This window comes from Nocardia sp. NPDC020380 (genome assembly GCF_044386975.1).
In the GTDB taxonomy this organism is placed as follows: Bacteria; Actinomycetota; Actinomycetes; order Mycobacteriales; family Mycobacteriaceae; genus Nocardia.
Window position 1 is genome coordinate 1 of sequence record NZ_JBIRVQ010000022.1, and the last position, 18,742, is coordinate 18,742.

The 18,742-nt window shown below is 65.1% G+C and carries 23 protein-coding genes and 1 pseudogene; 17 read left to right on the forward strand and 7 right to left on the reverse strand.

The window, feature by feature from the left end:
* Positions 1–108 precede the first annotated feature (108 nt).
* Positions 109–246: pseudogene (locus ACH438_RS41150) on the reverse strand (IMP dehydrogenase); the annotation flags it as partial.
* Between the two features lie 170 nt (positions 247–416).
* On the opposite strand from ACH438_RS41150, the gene ACH438_RS41155 reads away from it, so the two are divergent.
* The 14 genes from ACH438_RS41155 (at position 417) to ligA (ending at position 10,895) form a co-directional block, all read left to right on the forward strand.
* Complete coding sequence (locus ACH438_RS41155) at positions 417–1,106, forward strand: helix-turn-helix domain-containing protein (RefSeq protein ID WP_397015740.1); 690 nt, start codon at positions 417–419, stop codon at positions 1,104–1,106.
* Entirely contained in the window at positions 1,013–1,846 is an 834-nt protein-coding gene (locus ACH438_RS41160; RefSeq protein ID WP_397015742.1) for an SAM-dependent methyltransferase, read from the forward strand. Before ACH438_RS41155 ends, ACH438_RS41160 begins: the two co-directional genes overlap by 94 nt.
* Positions 1,847–1,883: 37 nt before the next feature.
* A complete protein-coding gene (locus ACH438_RS41165) occupies positions 1,884–2,393 on the forward strand; it encodes a methyltransferase family protein (protein WP_397015744.1) in 510 nt (169 codons plus the stop codon).
* A 151-nt stretch (positions 2,394–2,544) separates the two neighbouring features.
* Positions 2,545–3,495 carry a hypothetical protein gene (locus ACH438_RS41170; protein WP_397015747.1) on the forward strand — a complete coding sequence of 317 codons (951 nt, stop codon included), beginning with the start codon at positions 2,545–2,547 and terminating at the stop codon, positions 3,493–3,495.
* Position 3,496: 1 nt separating this feature from the next.
* Complete coding sequence (locus ACH438_RS41175; RefSeq protein WP_397015749.1) at positions 3,497–3,727, forward strand: hypothetical protein; 231 nt, start codon at positions 3,497–3,499, stop codon at positions 3,725–3,727.
* A 2-nt stretch (positions 3,728–3,729) separates the two neighbouring features.
* Entirely contained in the window at positions 3,730–4,032 is a 303-nt protein-coding gene (locus ACH438_RS41180; protein ID WP_397015751.1) for a hypothetical protein, read from the forward strand.
* A gap of 27 nt (positions 4,033–4,059) precedes the next feature.
* Positions 4,060–4,434: a YbaB/EbfC family nucleoid-associated protein gene (locus ACH438_RS41185; protein WP_397015753.1), complete on the forward strand. Its 375-nt coding sequence runs from the start codon at positions 4,060–4,062 to the stop codon at positions 4,432–4,434.
* A 103-nt stretch (positions 4,435–4,537) separates the two neighbouring features.
* Positions 4,538–4,672, forward strand: a complete 135-nt coding sequence (locus ACH438_RS41190; protein ID WP_397015755.1) for a hypothetical protein — start codon at positions 4,538–4,540, stop codon at positions 4,670–4,672.
* A gap of 143 nt (positions 4,673–4,815) precedes the next feature.
* Positions 4,816–5,634 carry an SDR family NAD(P)-dependent oxidoreductase gene (locus tag ACH438_RS41195; RefSeq protein WP_397015757.1) on the forward strand — a complete coding sequence of 273 codons (819 nt, stop codon included), beginning with the start codon at positions 4,816–4,818 and terminating at the stop codon, positions 5,632–5,634.
* Between the two features lie 269 nt (positions 5,635–5,903).
* Entirely contained in the window at positions 5,904–6,317 is a 414-nt protein-coding gene (locus ACH438_RS41200) for a hypothetical protein (RefSeq protein WP_397015759.1), read from the forward strand.
* 98 nt (positions 6,318–6,415) lie between these two features.
* The gene (locus ACH438_RS41205) at positions 6,416–6,643 is read left to right on the forward strand and encodes a hypothetical protein (protein WP_397015761.1); all 228 of its coding nucleotides are present in this window, start codon (positions 6,416–6,418) and stop codon (positions 6,641–6,643) included.
* Between the two features lie 133 nt (positions 6,644–6,776).
* Positions 6,777–7,127: a DUF190 domain-containing protein gene (locus ACH438_RS41210; RefSeq protein WP_397015763.1), complete on the forward strand. Its 351-nt coding sequence runs from the start codon at positions 6,777–6,779 to the stop codon at positions 7,125–7,127.
* A gap of 146 nt (positions 7,128–7,273) precedes the next feature.
* Positions 7,274–8,824, forward strand: coding sequence for a cation:proton antiporter (locus ACH438_RS41215; protein WP_397015765.1), 1,551 nt, complete (start codon positions 7,274–7,276; stop codon positions 8,822–8,824).
* Positions 8,825–8,903: 79 nt separating this feature from the next.
* Positions 8,904–10,895: an NAD-dependent DNA ligase LigA gene (gene ligA / locus ACH438_RS41220; RefSeq protein WP_397015767.1), complete on the forward strand. Its 1,992-nt coding sequence runs from the start codon at positions 8,904–8,906 to the stop codon at positions 10,893–10,895.
* A gap of 47 nt (positions 10,896–10,942) precedes the next feature.
* On the opposite strand, the gene ACH438_RS41225 is transcribed toward ligA, so the two are convergent.
* Positions 10,943–11,431, reverse strand: coding sequence for a MarR family winged helix-turn-helix transcriptional regulator (locus ACH438_RS41225; protein ID WP_397015769.1), 489 nt, complete (start codon positions 11,429–11,431; stop codon positions 10,943–10,945).
* 82 nt (positions 11,432–11,513) lie between these two features.
* Between ACH438_RS41225 and ACH438_RS41230 the strand changes: the two genes are divergently transcribed.
* Entirely contained in the window at positions 11,514–12,476 is a 963-nt protein-coding gene (locus tag ACH438_RS41230) for an amidohydrolase family protein (RefSeq protein WP_397015771.1), read from the forward strand.
* A gap of 3 nt (positions 12,477–12,479) precedes the next feature.
* On the opposite strand, the gene ACH438_RS41235 is transcribed toward ACH438_RS41230, so the two are convergent.
* Genes ACH438_RS41235 through ACH438_RS41245 form a run of 3 tightly spaced genes read right to left on the reverse strand, consistent with a single transcriptional unit; the run spans position 12,480 to position 15,414 of the window.
* The gene (locus ACH438_RS41235; protein WP_397015773.1) at positions 12,480–13,223 is read right to left on the reverse strand and encodes an MBL fold metallo-hydrolase; all 744 of its coding nucleotides are present in this window, start codon (positions 13,221–13,223) and stop codon (positions 12,480–12,482) included.
* Between the two features lie 11 nt (positions 13,224–13,234).
* Positions 13,235–14,188, reverse strand: coding sequence for a fumarylacetoacetate hydrolase family protein (locus tag ACH438_RS41240; RefSeq protein ID WP_397015775.1), 954 nt, complete (start codon positions 14,186–14,188; stop codon positions 13,235–13,237).
* Positions 14,185–15,414, reverse strand: coding sequence for an alpha/beta hydrolase family protein (locus ACH438_RS41245; RefSeq protein ID WP_397015777.1), 1,230 nt, complete (start codon positions 15,412–15,414; stop codon positions 14,185–14,187). The genes ACH438_RS41240 and ACH438_RS41245 overlap by 4 nt, the downstream gene beginning before the upstream one ends.
* Before the next feature lie 242 nt (positions 15,415–15,656).
* On the opposite strand from ACH438_RS41245, the gene ACH438_RS41250 reads away from it, so the two are divergent.
* Positions 15,657–16,190 carry a sugar phosphate isomerase/epimerase family protein gene (locus ACH438_RS41250; protein WP_397016000.1) on the forward strand — a complete coding sequence of 178 codons (534 nt, stop codon included), beginning with the start codon at positions 15,657–15,659 and terminating at the stop codon, positions 16,188–16,190.
* An 87-nt stretch (positions 16,191–16,277) separates the two neighbouring features.
* On the opposite strand, the gene ACH438_RS41255 is transcribed toward ACH438_RS41250, so the two are convergent.
* Positions 16,278–16,559: a hypothetical protein gene (locus ACH438_RS41255; RefSeq protein WP_397015779.1), complete on the reverse strand. Its 282-nt coding sequence runs from the start codon at positions 16,557–16,559 to the stop codon at positions 16,278–16,280.
* A gap of 206 nt (positions 16,560–16,765) precedes the next feature.
* On the opposite strand from ACH438_RS41255, the gene ACH438_RS41260 reads away from it, so the two are divergent.
* On the forward strand, positions 16,766–17,992 hold the full coding sequence (locus ACH438_RS41260) for an amidohydrolase family protein (protein ID WP_397015781.1): 1,227 nt from the start codon (positions 16,766–16,768) through the stop codon (positions 17,990–17,992).
* A 14-nt stretch (positions 17,993–18,006) separates the two neighbouring features.
* Here the strand turns inward: ACH438_RS41260 and ACH438_RS41265 are convergent, their stop codons facing one another.
* On the reverse strand, positions 18,007–18,543 hold the full coding sequence (locus tag ACH438_RS41265; protein ID WP_397015783.1) for a hypothetical protein: 537 nt from the start codon (positions 18,541–18,543) through the stop codon (positions 18,007–18,009).
* Positions 18,544–18,742: the final 199 nt, after the last annotated feature.

Below are 18,742 nucleotides of genomic sequence, written 5' to 3' on the forward strand. Positions count from 1 at the left end.
TCTTCGTTGTAGTTCTTGGACATCGGGTAGATCTTCTCGCTTTCCCTGGTCTGAGACCAAGATCAAGCGTGTCCACTACCCGGGGTCAAGGCCCGTACGCGGCGCCGACTTGTACGGCCACAGATCACTACCGCACACGCACGCCACCACGATGCGGATCACCGCATCGGTGGGATTCTGGATCTTCGGGTCCTCGACGTCCTCGACACGAACGTCACCGGCCTGATGGAGCAGCGTTGCACGCATAGTCGAACCACCTTCCTTCGATTCTCGAGACGTTCCTGCGCTGTTCAAACTATGACCTACAGCCACAGCACCCCACCACGCCGCGGTGTTCGGGGGAGCGCCCAGCGGGGGTGCGACACGGCCCCTCAGAGATGAGGCATGCCCGTCACGATCGGGCCAGACTGGACGTCATGGCAGAACAGCGGCCCCGCGACACCGGCACCGAACTGGGGCGATTCCTACGCGCCCGTCGCACCCAGCTGTCTCCCGCCGACGTCGGCTTCACAGCCACCACAGGCATCCGCCGCACCCCCGAACTACGCCGCGAAGAAGTCGCCGCCCTGGCCGGAGTGAGCATCGACTACTACACCCGCCTCGAACGCGGCAAAGAAACCCGCCCCAGCCCCGCCGTCGTCGACGCCCTCGCCCGCGCCCTCACCCTCGACCCCGACGAACACGAACACCTGATCGACCTGGCCGCCCACGCCGCCCGCCAAGCCCCGCAACCCCCACCCACCCCCAGCCGCACCGTGGCACCCAAAATCAAACTCGTCCTGGAAACCCTGCGCCCCAACCCCGCCTACATCACCAGCCGCACCCTCGATATGCTCGATCGGCATCGTTCGCAGGTTTGTTGGCATGAACCGTTCCTCTGCAGGCTCGGTGTCTGCCGAGGCAGATCGATGGGCAAACGTCGTTACTTAGGACGATGTCGTCCCGAATCGCCGAAACTGCGAGAGACTGGGGGCAGTTCGACATCAAGCCGCATACGCCAGGGGAGATTGTCATGTCCAAGCCTTCGTCCAGCTATCCCAGTGTGGTGCCGGTGGGGGTGGATACCACCCGTGCCAGCATCGCGCGCGTCTACGACGCGGCGCTGAACGGAAAGGACAACTTCGACATCGATCGCGCTGTACTGGATCAGGTGCGGACCGTAGCGCCCGGAGTAGCCGAATTGGCTTGGGCCAACCGCGATTTCCTCATCCGCGCCTGCCGATTCCTGGCCCGCGAGACAGGCATCGATCAGTATCTGGATCTGGGCTCGGGCCTGCCCACCGCCGAGAACACCCATCAGGTCGTCCAGCGGATCAATCCGGATTCGACTGTCGTCTACGTCGACAACGACCCCATGGTGCTGGCCCACGCCCGGGCGCTGCTCGCGGGGCATCCGAAGACCGACATCGTCGAGGCCGACATCTTCCGGCCCTTCGAGGTGATGAAGAACCCCGAGATCCGGGAACGAATCGACTTCGATCGTCCGGTGGCGCTGTTCCAGATCGGCACCCTGCATCACTACCTCGGCGATGACGTCGATGCCATGATGGGCACCTACATAGACGCGCTGCCATCAGGCTCGTACGTAGCCATCGCCCACTTCTACGATCCCGAGGTTCCGGAATACAGCGAGTTGGCCCGCGCAATGGAAGACAAGTTCGTCCACAGCCCCATGGGCTCAGGCCGCTTCCGCACCCGCACCCAGATCAAGAGCTTGTTCGGCGACCTGTCCATCGTCGAGCCCGGCCTGGTTCTCTGTGACAATTGGTGGCCCGACGGCCCGCGCCTCCGCAGCCTCTCCACTGTGCGCAACTGCATCATGGGTGGCGTCGGCATGAAGCGCTAGGCTCACTACCCAGGCGAAACTTGTTCTGGGAGTGGGTATGAGGCGTGTTCGCGCAGTCTGGGGAAGCTTACTTTTCACCATTGTCGTGCCGGGAACCGTTGCCGCGTTGCTGCCGTGGTTCCTCACGCACTGGCGGAGCGGCCGAGATCTACCACAAGACATCGGTTTCCGAATCGCGGGCATCGTACTGATTGTGGCTGGGCTGCCCGTCCTGCTCCATGCGATCTACCGTTTCGCGATTGAAGGTTCGGGCACACCGGCGCCGATCGCTCCCACAGAGCACTTGGTGGTCGGTGGCCCGAACCGATTCGTGCGCAATCCGATGTATATCGCGGTCGTGACGATCATCGTCGGTCAGGCCGTGCTGCTCGGACGCGCCGAACTCCTCTGGTACGCAGCGATTGTCGCCGTCGGGCAGGTGCTGTTCGTCCACCTGTACGAGGAGCCCGCCCTACACCGACGATTCGGCGAGGATTACGAGCGCTACCAGCGCGAAGTGCCTGCCTGGATCCCCCGGCGAACACCGTGGGCGCCCACGGGCGGATAGCATCCAGACCCCTTGCGGGCAACCGATTTTCGGGTCGGGTTGCGACGCTTGTGAGCGGCCGCGCAGGGTGTAAGGAAACCGCTAGTGGATATGGCGGAACCGCGAGATCCGTGGGTACTTTTACGCCTTGTCTTCAGTCGAAAGAGGGGTCGTGGGAACGCCAACGGTCAGTCAGGTCAAGGCTCTCGATGTGAGTCCGCTGCTCAGCCTCGCCGACGAATGGCGTCAGGGACATCAGGCCGCGAGCGGGCATCAGGTCACTGTCGCGTCGAATGTCGCAGGTTCGCAGGACTTCTGGCGCAGCGCTGGCGGTGACCTCATGCGGGATCGGCATGGCAAGACCGATGACTTCCTGACGCACACGATCGATGCGCTCATGGCGGGCGACAGTGCTGCTCGGGACGGGCATGCGGCGATCACGACCAGCCATCAGCAGGCGCAGAACAAGATTCAAGACGCCGAGGATGCAGGGTACAAGGTCAACGAGGACGGATCGGTGCATCTGTCCACCGCGCAGAAGCTCTTCTCGGCGGCGCTGGGACCGGTCGCGAGCCTGCTGAGTCTGGGCTCGATGTCGCGAGGTGCGTCGCACCACAGCAACATGATCATGTCGGCCCTGGGCTCGCTGGGGGACACCCTGGACAATGCCGCGCACAGCATCACGGGCGCGTTCCAGGGTTTGGCCTCGATGACCGGTATCGGCGGAGGACGCCGGCCCGACTATTACACCGTCGACTTCGGTGCGTTCACACCATGGTTGATAGGTGGCGGAGGGGTGCTCACGGTCACGCGTGACGGGCATGTTTATATCGGTCCGCAGATCGGTATCGGCACACCAGGAGACATCGAACTTCCGACGGCGCGGGCGGGCTGGATCGATGAGGGCAAGACTCCGTCCTCGCCGGACATCGACAGCTATGTGCACGGCTGGGGTGTCACGGCGTCCGGCCAGGCCGGTCCCGGCGTGGTCGGATCCGTCGGCGAAACCTGGGGTGGCATACCCGATTTCACGCACGGCAAGGATTTCTCCACGGAGATCGGTGGCGGTCTGGGAACCCCCGGTGCTGCGCTGACCGGCAGTTACATGTTCAGGATCTGGTGACATGAAATACGTGGGCTACACAATTCTGATCCTGGTGGGTCTGGGTGTTTCGACCCTCGGGCTCATGCTCGTCCTGAACGTTCGTGATCTGGCCACCCGGCTGGTCGCCTATGGCCGCACGCATTCGCCCTCGAGCCGAGGCTTTCCCACGCTGCCCGGCGGCATCGCATTGATCCTGGTCGGCCTGCTGATCGTCGTATTGACCTTCACGAAAATAGTTCTAGGGAGATGACAATGGGGGATGGATCAGTCGAGGTACACCCCGAATCCGTGCTGAAACTCGGCGGCACCTTCGCTACCGCCGGTAGCGGAATCGGGGAGATCACCACACACAAGGCGCTGCCCGGCGTCGAGACCGGCTTGAACGGAACCGCTGTTCCTGGCGTCTGCCATTTCGGCGCCGGCATGGGCGCGCTGGCCCTGCAGGCCCTTGCGGAACATCTCGGCGCTCTGGGTGAGCACTCGGTGACGGGTGCTGTCGAGTACACGGGCACCGACTATCGAAGTGCGGAGGCTTTCGGCAATGTTCAGGAATGAATCCGGCGGCCCGCACAGGAGGATCGGGTGACCGAATCACTGTCCACCCAGATGGACCGCCTCGCCGATGCGGTGACGAACACCCACTTCTCAGTCGAATCCGAGGGCATCTCGGTTGATGTCCAGGCGAACGGCCACGTCATCGCCCTCGAGATCGACGATGCTTCGATTCTCGACAGTCGCCGTCTCGGCCCCCTGATCGCCGAGTTGATCAACGAGGCCCGCGATCGAGCACAGGCCCAGGTCGAAGACCTGGTGACCCAAGTCCAAGCCGATCCTCGCGTCGCGACAATCGTTGAGCAACTGAGTGATACACCCGAACGCAGCCTCCCGTACAACGCCCAGGACCAATGGGACGAGGACTATCAGTACCGCCCGAAGTCACAAGTCTTCGACGAGTGAGCGTTTGAAGCCCGTCCCCGGCACGATTGTGAGCCCGTAAATGATTCGTCAAAGCGGGTTCGGAAATCTTGCCGGGGACTGCTCGATGCGGTGATATCCCAGTGTGAACAAAACCATCGGCTCTGACCGCGCCGTGCGCGCCGTCGCCGATGCTGCCCGGCATCGGGCCGAGCAGATGCCCTCCGCGCTGGAGCTTTTCGGGTTCCAGAGTGAGGACGAGCCGCCGAGTCCGGCGTAGCCAGCTCGTCATTCCCTTGCCGCGCAGCATATTTGCGCAGTCATATCGCCGTGTCAGTGCGATGTTCCACCCTTCCGCGAATGTCTTCGCGTACTTCTCACGTGCTCCCGATTCCGGGGCACGCCTCTGATGATCGGAGAGCTATGTCCGTAAGCCCGTCCAGCACCCGCACCGTCGTCGTGACCGGGGCAGATACCCGCCTCGGTTTCGCGACAGCGCAGCGGGTGATCGCCGACGGTGACACCCTCATCGCGCACATCCTGGACAAGAACCACGCCGACGAGACCACGCAACGCCTGCAGGCCGCGGCGAAACCCGGCCAACTGCGCACGGCGCACGCCGACTTCGCCCGGCTGACCGAGGTCGAGGAACTCGGCCGCGCGCTGCTCGCGGAATACCCCCGTGTGGACGCCCTGATCAATGTCGCCGCGATCGCCGCGCCCGACGCGCGCACCCACACCGAGGACGGCCACGAATTGACTCTCCAGGTCAACTATCTCGCGCCGCACCGCCTGACCATGACACTGCTCCCCGCACTCGAAGCAGCCCGAGGCCGGGTCATCACCGTCACCTCGAAACTGCACGCCGCCGGCAACCTCGACTACACCGACCTGGACCGCCGCCGCGGCATCTACACCCCGCTGGCCATCTACGCCCAGTCCAAGCTGGCGCTGACCATGTTCAGCCGCTCCCTGGCCGAAACTGGCCCCGAGGGCTTGATCTCGATCAGCGTGCAACCCACCGACTTCGAGATCGACCTCCCACGCGTCCGCAGCCACCGCACCGCACCGCTCGACAATGCGGCGGCACTGCTGGTCCAGCTGTCCATCCCCGGCACTCCGGTGATGAACGGCGGCCACTACGAGGGCACCGAGCCTGTGAATGCCGCAGCGCTGGTACGTAATTCGCGTGCGCGGACCCGTCTGTCGGCTTGGAGCAACCAGCTCGCCCACTCCGCATGACCCGTTCGGCATTGCCGCCACGTTGACCGACTTCCTGCACAGCCGCCTGTCAAAGGCTGTGCCGGAGAGGAGCCGCCGCGAACTTGTCATGGGCCGCGGCGGCTTCGTCTGTCGCCACGTTGAGGCGTGGCGTCGGATCGAACGCATCATGCAAAGAAGCCGATCGACAGCGTCAAGACTGCGTCAAAGCCGCTGTCGTCGTCGCTCGCTCACGCCTATCTTCCATATCCGCCCGGAGTTCTCCGCCGGGCAGCGAGGAGATGGTTCCGATGGCCGGCGATCACGATGAATCGATCATGCTGCACGAACTGGCGAGCCACCGCCACGTCATCGAGATCCTCGACCTCGTCTCCGAATCCGGCTGCAACACAGCACTTCTGATGCGTTTTGTGCCGGCGCCACCCGCAGATCTGGCATCGGCTCTCGGCCTGCTCGCAACGTACGGCCTGCTCGCCACAGATCGCGAGAACAGCTGCGATGATCCACTGACGATCACAGGGACGCTCCGCCTGACAGATCGGGGCGAGGCGGTCGCGCAAGCACTGTCCTTCCATCACTCCTGTGCCGCAACAGCCACAGACCCGATCCCGCCGGTGGTGCGGCGGTATGCGGATCGCGCGTCGGCCGTGCGGGCTCTGTTGCGCAGATTGGAGTCGGTGCGAATGGTGCGGATCGGCATGTAATCAGGCCATATCGGGCTCGTGGAGGTCTAGCCTGGAGGTAGGAGTGCCGGGAAGTCTGGTCGGCGAGAATTCGATTCGTCGTCACCGGAGGTGTCTCGATGAGTGGCAAGGTCCTCGATTTCGTTGCTATTGCAGCTTTCTCGATAGTTCTGCTGTGTTTCGCGATGTTCGACACCGGTCTGCCGACCGCCATCGCAGCGTGGCTCGGGTTGGTGTGTCTCGGCTACTACAACGTGTTCGTTCGCCACGATCGCAAATTGGTCGATGCCACCCACGCGAATCGGCCTTTCGATCACTCGACGACACTGCGCGCGGGCCGGCGCTGACCGTACGCCGCCGACCGTAAAAATGCCGTATGGCACCCGAGATGCGGTACCACCGCGCCTTGTCCGCCCGCGATGCTGGGAGTTGGATCGGATCTCACGGAGCGGTGGCGGGCACGCGGAAAGGGTGTGTGCGGTGCGGGTGGCGGGTAAGGCGTTGCGGCTGACCGTATTCGTCGGTGACGGTGATACCTGGAACCGGGAACCGGTGTGGCGAGAGATCGTTCGGCGCGCGCACGCGGCCGGGCTGGCGGGCGCTTCGGTGTTCCACGGCCTGGAGGGCTACGGGACCATTCATCGCACGCACCGGCGCCGGTTCCTGTCGCTGTCGCCGGATCGGCCGGTCGCGGTGGTGATCGTCGATGCCGAGGACAGCATTCATCGATTCCTGCCGCAGATCGACGAGATCGTTCCGCACGGGCTGGTGACCCTGGACCCGGTGCAGATGCTCGTCCACTATGCGGCGGATTTCCGCCGCGCACCCTGACCGCTGCGGCGACCCCGACTCGGCGAGAATCGTCCCACCGGGAAAATCAGGTGCGCCGACCGTTAGAGTTGAACGCAGGAGTGCCGGGAAGCCTGGTCGGCGAACGCACGATTACTTCGCGAGAACCAGGAGGCGCGCCGGTTGCCATGAACGACGTCTCGCCGTTCGCGACCGTAGTGCTGCTCGTGGCAGCGGTCGGTCTGGCCGCAGTGCTGTCTCACCGTGTGCTCGAACGATTCCCGATTCCGGCGCCCGCGCTGTTCCTGATCGGTGCCGCCGCGGCTTCCGATATCTGGCCCGCGCTGGGTGATCTGCCTGCCGTCCATCTGGAACGGGTGGTGACCATCGCGCTGGTGGTGATTCTTTTCGACGGTGGCATGCAGATCGGCTGGCGCAAGGTCCGGGCCAATGCCGGGGCGATCGTCTGGATCGGGGCGGCCGGAACTCTGCTCACCGCCGCGGCGCTCGCTGCGGCCGCCCACCTGATCTTCGGATTGGATTGGCGCATAGCCTTATTGCTCGGCACCGCGCTGTCGCCCACCGATCCCGCGGTGGTGTTCTCGGTGCTGGGACGTCGTCAAATTGCCGGGCGCAGTGGCGTGCTGTTGCAGGGAGAGTCCGGCGCCAACGACCCGGTCGGTATCGCCTTGCTGGTCGTGCTGCTGGGCACCACGCATTTCACCGCTGCCGCAGCGGGTTCGGTCGCGTGGGCATTTGCCACACAACTGCTCATCGGCGCCGCATTCGGTGTCGCCGGAGGATTGGGGCTGTTGTGGTTCATGCGCAGCGTGCTGCTTCCGGCCGCCGGCCTGTACTCGCTACGAGTGCTGATGTGCGCGCTGGCCATCTATGCGATCACGACCCTCGCCCACGGTTCCGGATTCCTCGCCGTGCTGGTCGCCGGGATGATGGTCGGTGACCAGCGTGCGCCCTACAAGACCGAGATCGAGCGATTCCATTCGGCGCTGGCGAATCTGGCCGAGATCGTCGCCTTCGTCATGCTCGGGCTCACCATCCAGATCTCCGGCGCACACGGCATCACCGACGGCAATGCCCTCGGTATCGGATTGGGACTGGCCGTGCTGCTGGCGGTACTGATTCGACCGGTCCTGGCGGGAATCCTGTTGTGGCGCACCGATCTGACCCGTGGCGAGCGGCTGTTCATCTGCTGGACCGGGCTCAAGGGCGCGGTGCCGATTCTGCTGGGCGTGTTCATCCTGCAAGCCGGGGTACCCGACGCCCGGCGCGCATACGAGATCATCTTCGTCGTGGTCGCGTTCTCGGTGATCGTGCAAGGTGGCGCGGTTCCCGCGCTCGCCCGCCGGCTCGGCATACCGCTGCACACCGTCAACCCGCGCCCTTGGGGTATGAACGCCCGTTTCGAAGAGGAACCCGACAGCCTGCACCGCTTCACCATCGCCCCCGGAGCACCCGCCGACGGCACCACCGTCGCCGACCTGCCATCGGACGATCTGTGGGTCAGTGTCCTCATCCGTCAAGGCCGCCTGGTCACCGTCACCGCCGACACCACCCTGCACGGCGGCGACGAAATCCTCATCCTCGCCGAACCCGAAACCCTCGACGACATCGCAAAACTGTTCGGTCACACCGCTACCCACCCCGTAGCCGACCCACCCGCCGCACCGCAACCACGGCCGCGTCGATTCCGGTCGCGATGGCTCGACCGAGACCTCTGACCGAGTGCCGCTGGAGTCGGGCAACTGCGCGAGTGCCGGTAAGTCGCGATGTCGGTGGGTTTGGGTAGCGTCTTGTGCTGTGGAAACAGGGGAACGAATCCAAGAGCTCGCCGATCGCATCGTGGCGCTGCGGGATGCCTACTATCAGGGGTCGCCGCTGGTGGCGGACGCGGAGTATGACGCGGTCGAGGATGAGTTGCGGGGGTTGATCGAGGCTCATCCGGAGTTGGCGCCGGAGCCGAATCCGTTGGAGCAGGTGGGGGCGCCCAATGTGTTGCATGCGCCTATTCGGCATTCGCGGCCGATGTTGTCGCTGGAGAAGGCGACCAAGCATGAGCAGGTGATGGCGTTCTTCGAGCGGTTCCCGGGGCAGTCGGTGGTGGTGATGCCCAAGCTGGATGGGTTGTCGCTGGCGCTGGTGTTCGAGGAGGGGCGCCTTGTTCGGGCGATTACCCGCGGGGATGGGACTACCGGGGACGATGTGACCGAGCTGGTTCGGGCGCTGGTCGACGGGGTGCCGGCGCGGATCGATGTACCTGGGCGGGTCGAGGTGCGAGGCGAGGCCGTGATGTTGCGGTCGACCTTCCTGGCCTACAACACCGCGCATCCGGACAAACCGCTGATCAATCCGCGGAATGCTGCGGCGGGCACGCTGCGGGCGAAGGATCCGGCCACTGTGGCCGAAAGGCGGCTGCAGTTCTTCGGATTCGACCTCGATATTTCCGATGGCGACTCTGTGGCCGACCTCGAGGAGGGGCTGCAGGCGCTAGGGATCACCGGTGCGCGGATGGTGCATTGCGTCGATGCCGAGCAGGCGCAGGCCGCGATCACCGCGATCGAAAAGGGTCGCAATGACCTGGACTACGACCTCGACGGTGCGGTGCTGCGGCTGGCCGATCGAGATGCTTACGCGGCGGCCGGAACCCGGTCGAACTCCCCGCGTGGGGCGCTGGCCTTCAAGTTCGCTGCCGAGGAGAAGACCACGCTGTTGCGTGAGGTGATCTGGGATGTCGGCAAGACGGGCAAGATCGTTCCTGTCGCCTGGTTGGAGCCGGTGTTCGTGGGTGGAACGACCGTCACGAAGGCGACGCTGGCCAATCAGGAAGTGATTCGCGCTCGCGATATCAAGGTCGGTGACACCGTGCTGGTGCGTCGTGCGGGCGATGTGATCCCGTTCGTGGCGGGCGTGCTCGATGCTTCCAAGCGCACGGGCGAGGAGCAGGAGATCCTGCCGCCCACCGTCTGCCCCTCATGTGAGCAGCCGGTGACCGAGCAAGGAAACAGCCGAGAGTTGTTCTGCACCAACGTTTCCTGCCCCGCGCAGACGGTACGTCGGCTTATCCATTGGGCGTCGCGCGCGGCGGCGGATATCGATGCCATCGGGCAGGTGTGGATCGAACGCCTCGCTGAGGCAGGGGATTTGGAGAACCCGTCCGACTTCTACACGTTGACCAAGGAGCGCCTGCTCGAATTCGACCGCATGGGCGAGGTTTCGGCCACGCGCATGATCGACTCGATCGAGGGCAGCCGTCAGGTCGGCCTGCGCCGCGCACTGATCGGGCTTGCGATTCCCATGGCCTCCGACGGCACCGCCGCTCGCCTGGCCCGCTCGGGATTCGGCTCTCTCGAGGAAGTCGCCGACGCAGGCGAGGAACGCCTTGTCGCAGTGGAAGATATCGGCCCCAAGGTCGCTGCCTCCCTCGTCGCACACCTCACCCGCCTGCGCCCGGAGCTGGAGCGGTTGCGTGAGAACGGTGTGTCCCTCGATGTGCGCGAGGAAGATCTTCCTCCGGTGATCGCGGCCGGCGCGCCTCTGGAAGGCAAAACGGTCGTGATTACCGGCGCGATCAGCGACCCTCGCTCCGGTGAAAAGGTCGCTCGCCCAACGTTCCAACGCCTCTGCGAGAAGGCAGGCGCCACGGCGGCATCGTCCGTCTCGGCGAACACCGACATGCTCATCACCGGTGCCGGTGTCGGCGACAGCAAGCTGACCAAGGCGGAGAAGCTCGGCGTCGAGGTCGTCGACCAGGGCGAGATCTGGAACCTGCTGATCGCCGCCAACATCATCTAGCGGCGGACATGAAAACCTCAGCGACCGAGCGTTTCTCGCTCGGTCGCTTATTCCGGATCGTCTGGCACGCCCTGTTCGAGCCAGGCGGCCATCTGCTGTAGTACGTCGACGAATTCCGCTCGCTGTCGCGGGCTCAACGCTGCGTAATGGCGGCGTTGAGCTTCGCGCAGACTGAGGCGCTGGCGGTCGACGAGCTCGCGGCCGTGGTCGGTGAGGGCGACATCGACGCGCCGCTCGTCCTCGCTGGAACGTTCGCGGGTGACGACACCGTCGGCTTCGAGTTGCTTGAGCATTCGGGTGGCGGTCGGGCCGGCCACACCCGCGTAGGTGGCGATCTGTCCGACCGGCATCGGACCGCGATCGGCGACGGCATCCAGTAGTCCCAGCTGGGCGGGGGTGAGGCCGCTTCGGTCTTGGGCCAAGCGTCCGCGATTGCGGCGCATCGCGACGAAAAGCTCGTGCGAAGCGCGAACGAACTGGTCGAAGCCCTCCGGAGTCGTGTCCTGTTCCAGGGTGTCCGCTGATTCCTTTGCCACATGAAGATACTAGCACTTGCAATAGATAGCATGCTATCTAATACTGAGCTAGGTATTGCATCCACTGCGAAGGGGCATCGACATGAGAATCGACGTACACGCGCACTACTGGACCGACGACTACCTCGACCTGCTGGTCAACCTCGGCAGAACCGACACCGACGCGCAGCGCGGACAGGGCGCCGGCGGCGGCGCCGAGCTGGACGCCCGGCTGCAACTGATGGACCGCGCGGGCGTGGACATGCAAATCCTGTCTGCCGCACCGCTTCTGCCACACTTCGCCGAACGCGACAAAGCCGTATCGACGGCACGGTTCGTGAACGACCAGTACGCCGCGGTGGTGGCCGCTCACCCGGATCGTTTCCGCGCCTTCGCCGCCCTGCCGATGCCGCACGTCGAGGAGTCGATCGCCGAAATGGGCCGGGCCCTCGACGAATTGGGCATGGTCGGCGTCGTGCTCAACACCACCATCCTCGACCGGGTCCTGGTGGAACCGGAGTTCGCACCGATCTTCGCCGAACTGGATCGCCGCGGCGCCGTCCTCTACCTACATCCGGCCGGCAACAGTGTCTGCACGCCGTTGATCGCAGACCACCAGCAGACCTGGATGGTCGGCGCCCCGGTCGAGGACACGATCTCGGTGGTCCAGCTGATCACCAATGGCATCCCGACCCGCTACCCGAACCTCAAGATCATCAACTCGCATCTGGGCGGCGCACTGCCGATGCTGCTGCAGCGGCTTGACAACCAATATGGTTGGGCGGCACCGGAAACCCCCGAGTTGCCCAGTATCACTGCCCGCCGGATGTGGTACGACACCGTGGGCCACGGTCACGTCCCCGCGCTGCGCGCCGCCATCGACTCCCTCGGCGCCGACCGCCTCCTGCTCGGAACCGACTTCCCCTACGAAGCCGGCGACATCTTCGTGCGCGCGATCGACTTCATCAACGATCCCTCTATCGACCCCGCCGCCGCGAAACTGATTCTCGACGGCAACGCACAAGCATTGCTCGGCATCGACAGCGGCAGTGTGGCAACCCCGTAGCTGCTACTGCGGATGGCTGGCCAGCGCGGAGGTGATCAGGTCGGCGTCGAAGGGGATGGGGCGGCCATGTCCGGGCACGAGGGTGCGTGCGGGCTGGGACGTCAATTGTGTTGCGGTGCTGAGGGTCAGGGCTTCGTCGTGATTGAAGACCTGGGGGAGTAGCTGGGGGCCGGAGTCACGCAGCAGGGGATGGGCGGTGACGAGGGCGTCGCCGGAGAAGAGGACGCCTTCCGACGGCATGAGGTAGGCGGTATGGCCGGTGGTGTGCCCGGGCGTCGGGATCGCGACGATCGCGCCTGGCAGGGCGGCCAGGGCGGCGGGGTCGCCGGTCGTGGCTGTGGGAACGGTCATTTGGATGTGACCGTAGATCGCGCGCACGGTGTGAGTTACCCAGCGGCGGCCACGCTGGGTGGTGAGTTGCTTGATCATGCCGACAGGCGTGATCTGTTGCAGGTATTCGCGTTTGGCGTGGCGGACTTCCTCGGCCCCGGTGTAGACGGGCATGCCCACTCGCTCGACCAGGGTGGGTATCGCACCGATGTGGTCGAGATGCGCGTGGGTGATGAGGACTGCGGCGATATCGCTCGGCTGATGGCCGATCTGCTGCACCGACGCCAGCACATCGGCGGTGTCGGAGGGGTAGCCGGCATCGATGACGGTGACGCCGGACCCATCACTGACCAAGGCCCAGTTCACGTTTGTGCCGGCCACCGCGTAGACGGAGTCGGAAACCTGCTCGATCTTCATGGGCGCCCCGCTCACTTCTCGATGTGGTGTTCGATGATGCCGATGCCGTCGATCTCCAGACGCAGCTCGTCGCCGGGAGCCAGCCAATGGCCCAACTCCATGCCCGAGCCACCGGGGAGGGTGCCACTGGCGAACAACTCACCGGGGTAGAGCTGTTCGCCTTGGGACACGTGGGCGATGGCCTCAGGCAGCGAATACTTCATGGACTCGGTTCCACTGCGGGAGAGCGTGTTTCCGTTGATGCTCACCGAAGCCGTCAGACGGTCGAGCCGATCGGCGACGGCCGGTCCGGCGACCGCGGTCGCCGACATCGACGACATGAAATGCTTGGACCGCTGCGGTCCGAAACCTGAACGCATCTCAGCGAATTGCACGTCCCGCGCGGAGAAGTCGTTGATGACAACCACCGCGGCGATCGCGGCCGCGGCTTCCTCGACGGTGGCGTCGCGCAACGGTGCACCCAAGACGACCCCGAGTTCGAGCTCGAAATCCAGTGCCTGGCTGTAGGCGGGTGGGGAGACCGAGACCCCGGACGGGACGATGGTCAGCGCATTGGACATGTAGTAGATCGGCTGCTGGTACCACAGCGCGGGCGGTCGAAACAGTGGGAAGCTGCGGCGGGTCACGGCCTCGTAGACCTTCGCGACCCGGTAGCCGCCGGGCACGAAACGCTTGGCCAGCCCGCGAGCGGCATCGATGGCGTGTTTCTCGAAGACCATGAAATCGCGGAACGACGTCGGGCACACCGGCAGGACTTCAGCCCCGTCGGCCAGCCCGAGGGCGTCGTAGCGCGCGATCTCGAAGTCAGTGGAGAACGCCGGCGGGATCGCGGAAAGCCCTCCGGCGCTGTCGGATTCGTCGATGGCTCGCCACCCGTCACCGGTGTCGATCTGCGCGTCCAAGCGGTGTTCGCCGCGGTTGAGGATTCGCCGCAACTGCGGCAGGGACGGCGGCGAATCGTTCATTGCGTGACCTCGACGGTGGTAGGGGCGGCGCTTAGATGATCGCTAAGGAACCTAGCCGACAATGCCGACCACTGCTGCGCGTGGCCCATGGCGCAGTGGTCATCGCCGGCATAGAGCACCAGTTGCGCGTTGGGGGCTTCAGCGGCGAGATCGATCGAATCCTGGGTGCTGGCCAGGGTGTCGTGGGCGCCGTTGATCACCAGCAGGGGGATCTCTGTGTGTCGATAGAGCTGTGCCAGCGAGAGTTTCGCCAGCTTCCGGCTCAGGTCGGCGGTGCCGGTGGCGCCCAGCGTGGAGGCCAGGGTTGAGATCATGATCTCGGGCATCCCGATCGAGTTGAGTGGGCCGAAGCTGTGATGGGTGAGCGGGCCGTTGGATACCGCGACCGTCAATCGGGGGTCTATCGCGGCCATACGGGTGGACCAGTAGCCGCCGAAACTGAACCCCATCATGCCGATTCGGCCGGGATCGATACGCGGGTCTGCGGACAGGTGATCGATGACTGTCGAGTAGGCGTGTTCGGCTGTGCCGGAAAGGGTTTCGCTGTAGGAGTAGGTGCCGGGCATCTCCATCACGAATGTACCCATCCCGTTGCCGCGTTGGGCCAGCAGCGGGAGCGGCACCTCGGCGATCGTCCCTTCGAGGCCATTGGTGACCAGAACGGTCGGGGTGGAGACGGTGTGGTTGGGCAGCATCAGGATTCCGCGCACGTGGTCGGTGCCGCCGATCGGGATACGCACCACCTCGATGGTCACATCCATCGCCGGTGCCAATGCCAGCAACAGCACCTCGCACAGACGATGGGATCGCTCATAGGCGCGCAGCCGCTGCGGACTCCAACCTGGCCAGGCGGCCACGAACTCGTAGACGAGGGCCTTGATCAAGCCGTCGAGTGCGACTGCGGCATCGGTGGATTCGGGATACCGGGCGCAGAACTGTTGCACCGCATCAGGATCGGCGACGGTACCGCGGTTGGCAAGGATCGTCACCGCAGGAGCGAGCAGATCGCCGAGGGAACGGAGGTCGGCTGCGGGATCCAGCAAGTGTTCGGTGCGGGGTCCGCCCAGACGCGCGAGGGCGGCGTCGGCCCGCGTCAGATGTTCCTGGGCGAAACCTGCCCAGTAGCCGGCCCATCGGGCGTCGTCGAAGGATCGGCAACCGTCCAGCTGACGGCGGAACTCCTCGGGATGGAACCCGCCCAGGTGGGTGAACCTGTCGGCGAACAACCGCGGTAGAAACGGAGCGACACCCACACGGTGGGCGGCCCGTTCGGTGGTGTGGGTCAATGCGCACGCGCTGTGATCCGCACTCTGCAACCCGGCATCGACCGCTGACGAATCAAGAATCCTGCGGACCGCCGTACTCCCAATACATCAGGTGGCCGCTATCGGAGGTATGGGTGCAGGTCAATGTCTGTCCGTAATCGTCCTGCGTGGTGGCATGCCAGTCGAAGCACTGCTGACCTGCGCTGACCGAATCCGCAGGTGCGAGCGGAGCCGTCAGCCTCGATCCGGACCGCGATCACACCTTCGACCAGCTCGCCGCACTGGCAGAACTGGTGGCCCAACGCGGCCTCGAAACGCTGGTCGAACCGGTGCCCGGCCTGACGATCGGCGACCTGCCCACCGCACTGGCGGCCGTCAAACACGTTGCCAGACAGGACTTCCGCTTGCTGATCGACACCATGCACCTGGTGCGATCGGGCTCCGGCCCAACCGACCTCGCCGCCCTGGACCCACACCTCATCGGCTACGCCCAAATCAGCGACACCACACTGGCACCGCGCACCGACAACTACGCCGAGGAAGCCATGTACGAACGCATGATCCCCGGCCAAGGCGAACTTCCCCTGAGCGGCATCCTCGCCGAACTTCCCTCCGACATTGTGATCGGACTCGAAATCCCGCAACGATCACTGGCCCTGGACGGCGTCCAACCTGCCGAACGCCTCCGCCCGTCGATCGAGGCGACCCGCGCCTTACTGGCCGCGGTATCGCTGTAGCCATTGCGAACCGGCGGGAGTACCGCCGCCAGACGCGTGTCGGAGTTCGGGCGCTGATGATCCGACACGCGTCGGGCTTTCGACTGATCAGACAGATTTCGACACGGTGGCGCGATCTCCGCGCTGAGCCGCTTCGACGGCGGCCTCGTGCACAGCCAGACCGTCTTGCTCACTGATCGCCGCCACGGGGCTGCCACTCATCGTGTACCACTCCTGTGTCCCTGCACTGCGCACGGTGACAAGCGCCATCCCATTGGATTCCGACCAGAAGGTCCGCAAACTCGCATCTCCCGCCAGAACGCCCGCTTCCTCGGTAGCCAACCCACCCTCGCCGATGGCGACGTCGGTGGTCCAATCCTTTTGCGTCATATATCGATAGCCTTCAAATCAGAGCGAAACTGAATAACTAGCGGGGGAGCATACCGGGCCACGGGGGAGGCGCCCGGAGAATTCGACGCTTACGGTGTCAGACACTTCCGACCGGTTGGTGACCAAACCATCGGACCGACCGTCTCGAACTCAGTTGTAGGGCAACAACTCGGCGATCAGGCTTCCCGCAACGAAGGAGGACCGCGGTGACGGTGCGAATCATCGACGCCGCCCGGATTCTCACCGGCCACGGCACCGCCCACACCCCCGGCAGCATCGTCATCGACGGCGCCATGATCGGATGGGTCGGCCGCACCGCCGATCTCCCGCCGGAATGGGTCCAGCTGGCCCGCGAGCGTGTCGAGCTCGCCGAAGCCACACTGCTGCCGGGGTTGATCGACGCCCATGTCCATCTGGCCTTCGACTGCGGCTTCCGCCCGCCCGATAAATTCGACGACCTGGCCCGCACCGCGGTAGCCGACACGATCCGCGCCGCGACCACCGCCGCGACACGGTCAGGGGTCACCACAGTCCGAGATATGGGCGCGCCCCGCTATATCGACGCCGATACCCTGCCCGCGAACATCGGCCCCCGGGTACTGACCTCCACGATTCCGCTCACTGTCCCCGGCGGTCAGGCCCAGAGCCTGGGCGGCGTAGTCGCCACCGTCGCCGACGTCGAACGTGTCATCGCGGAAAATGCGCGCCGCGGCGCCGCATGGATCAAAGCAGTGGTGACAGGCGGCCGGAGCAGCGGCGGACGCTTCTCACCCTACGAGCCGCAATTCACCGACGAGCTGCTGAGAGCGATCGTCACCACCGCCCACCACCACAACCTCCCGGTAGCGGCACTCGCACACGGCACCGCGGGGATCCGCCAAGCCGTCGAGATCGGTGTCGACAGCCTCGAATACTGCACCTGGATGGCACCCGGCGGTTTCGACGTCGATCACGGCCTGATCCGCGAGATCGCGGCCCGCCGAATCGCGGTGTGCCCGATCGTCGATCAGCACGCACGTACCTCGGCCCGACTGCCCTGGCGGCACCGCCGCGACCACCTTCGAACCATGCTCACCGCCGGCATACCCCTGCTTCCGGGCACCGATTCCGGTACGGCCCTCACTCCCCACGGCGGTCTCGGCCAAGCCCTGACCGTCTACACCGATCTGGGCCTCACTCCGGCAACCATTCTCGAACTCGCCACCCGCCAAGCCGCCACCACACTCGGAATCGGCCACCTCACCGGCACACTCACCCCTGGCCTCGCCGCCGACATCCTCGCCGTCCCCGGCAATCCGACCCAGAACCTGCACACACTCACCGCGCCGGTCGTGGTGGTGACAGCCGGACACCTGCAACGGCTCGGCACGAAGCGAAATAAGTTGCGCCTGAACGGCGTACGCGGGTCGACTCCTACAGTCACCGGGGTATGAGGCCGGGCGACCGGTTACATTGCTGGGCGCGTGGAGTGGCGGCCCAGGGGGAGACGGACGCGGAGCGCGCGGATGTCCTCGATGAGGTCGGCGTAACCCTCTTGGACTTGGGCGAATCGAAGCGCCGCGTCGTGCTGATGCTCCGCAGCGGTGGTGTGGCGGAGGGTGCGCTGGACTTGAGCGTAGGTATCCGCAACGTGGCTGATCACCTCACCCAGGGAATGGGTATGGCGGCGACCCGTAGTCGGGTGGGGGAGATGGCGAGCCGACCATTCATCGATGAGAGCGATCACCGTGCGGATTCGGGCCCGGGTGGTGATGTCGTCGAAGTCGGCGGGGCGGCGTGTGACCGAGACCGAAGCCGTGATGAGGGTGGCGTGCAGGTCGGCGAGCTCGCGGGCCCATTCGATGAGAGGGGAACGGCCGGAGAGGTTTCCGGCGATGGCCAGCATGAGCTGGCGCGCCTCTAGGAGGCCTTCGGTGCCGTAGGAGGTGTGCATACCGTCGCGGGTGTCGTCCATGGTCGGGAAAGGGGTGCAGGCGGTGCGCATCGCGGCCCTCATAGCGGGCTGTCCGGGGCGATATCGGGGCGGCGGGCCGTAGCGGGGCGTCCGGTCTTCGTGGAGAACGGGAGATGGTGCGACAACCACATGCGAAAGAGCCCCTGGCCGGATCGGTCGAACGTCGATATCTGTGACAGCCGGTGGATCTCCGGTGGTGAGTACCTCGGGATCACCCAGCCTCGTGCTG

Coding starts and splice junctions, on each gene's coding strand:
- ACH438_RS41155 (WP_397015740.1), top strand. CDS start 417: ATGGCAGAACAGCGGCCCCGCGACACCGGCACCGAACTGGGGCGATTC.
- ACH438_RS41160 (WP_397015742.1), top strand. CDS start 1,013: ATGTCCAAGCCTTCGTCCAGCTATCCCAGTGTGGTGCCGGTGGGGGTG.
- ACH438_RS41165 (WP_397015744.1), top strand. CDS start 1,884: ATGAGGCGTGTTCGCGCAGTCTGGGGAAGCTTACTTTTCACCATTGTC.
- ACH438_RS41175 (WP_397015749.1), top strand. CDS start 3,497: ATGAAATACGTGGGCTACACAATTCTGATCCTGGTGGGTCTGGGTGTT.
- ACH438_RS41180 (WP_397015751.1), top strand. CDS start 3,730: ATGGGGGATGGATCAGTCGAGGTACACCCCGAATCCGTGCTGAAACTC.
- ACH438_RS41195 (WP_397015757.1), top strand. CDS start 4,816: ATGTCCGTAAGCCCGTCCAGCACCCGCACCGTCGTCGTGACCGGGGCA.
- ACH438_RS41200 (WP_397015759.1), top strand. CDS start 5,904: ATGGCCGGCGATCACGATGAATCGATCATGCTGCACGAACTGGCGAGC.
- ACH438_RS41205 (WP_397015761.1), top strand. CDS start 6,416: ATGAGTGGCAAGGTCCTCGATTTCGTTGCTATTGCAGCTTTCTCGATA.
- ACH438_RS41215 (WP_397015765.1), top strand. CDS start 7,274: ATGAACGACGTCTCGCCGTTCGCGACCGTAGTGCTGCTCGTGGCAGCG.
- ACH438_RS41230 (WP_397015771.1), top strand. CDS start 11,514: ATGAGAATCGACGTACACGCGCACTACTGGACCGACGACTACCTCGAC.
- ACH438_RS41235 (WP_397015773.1), bottom strand. CDS start 13,223: ATGAAGATCGAGCAGGTTTCCGACTCCGTCTACGCGGTGGCCGGCACA.
- ACH438_RS41240 (WP_397015775.1), bottom strand. CDS start 14,188: ATGAACGATTCGCCGCCGTCCCTGCCGCAGTTGCGGCGAATCCTCAAC.
- ACH438_RS41255 (WP_397015779.1), bottom strand. CDS start 16,559: ATGACGCAAAAGGATTGGACCACCGACGTCGCCATCGGCGAGGGTGGG.
- ACH438_RS41265 (WP_397015783.1), bottom strand. CDS start 18,543: ATGCGCACCGCCTGCACCCCTTTCCCGACCATGGACGACACCCGCGAC.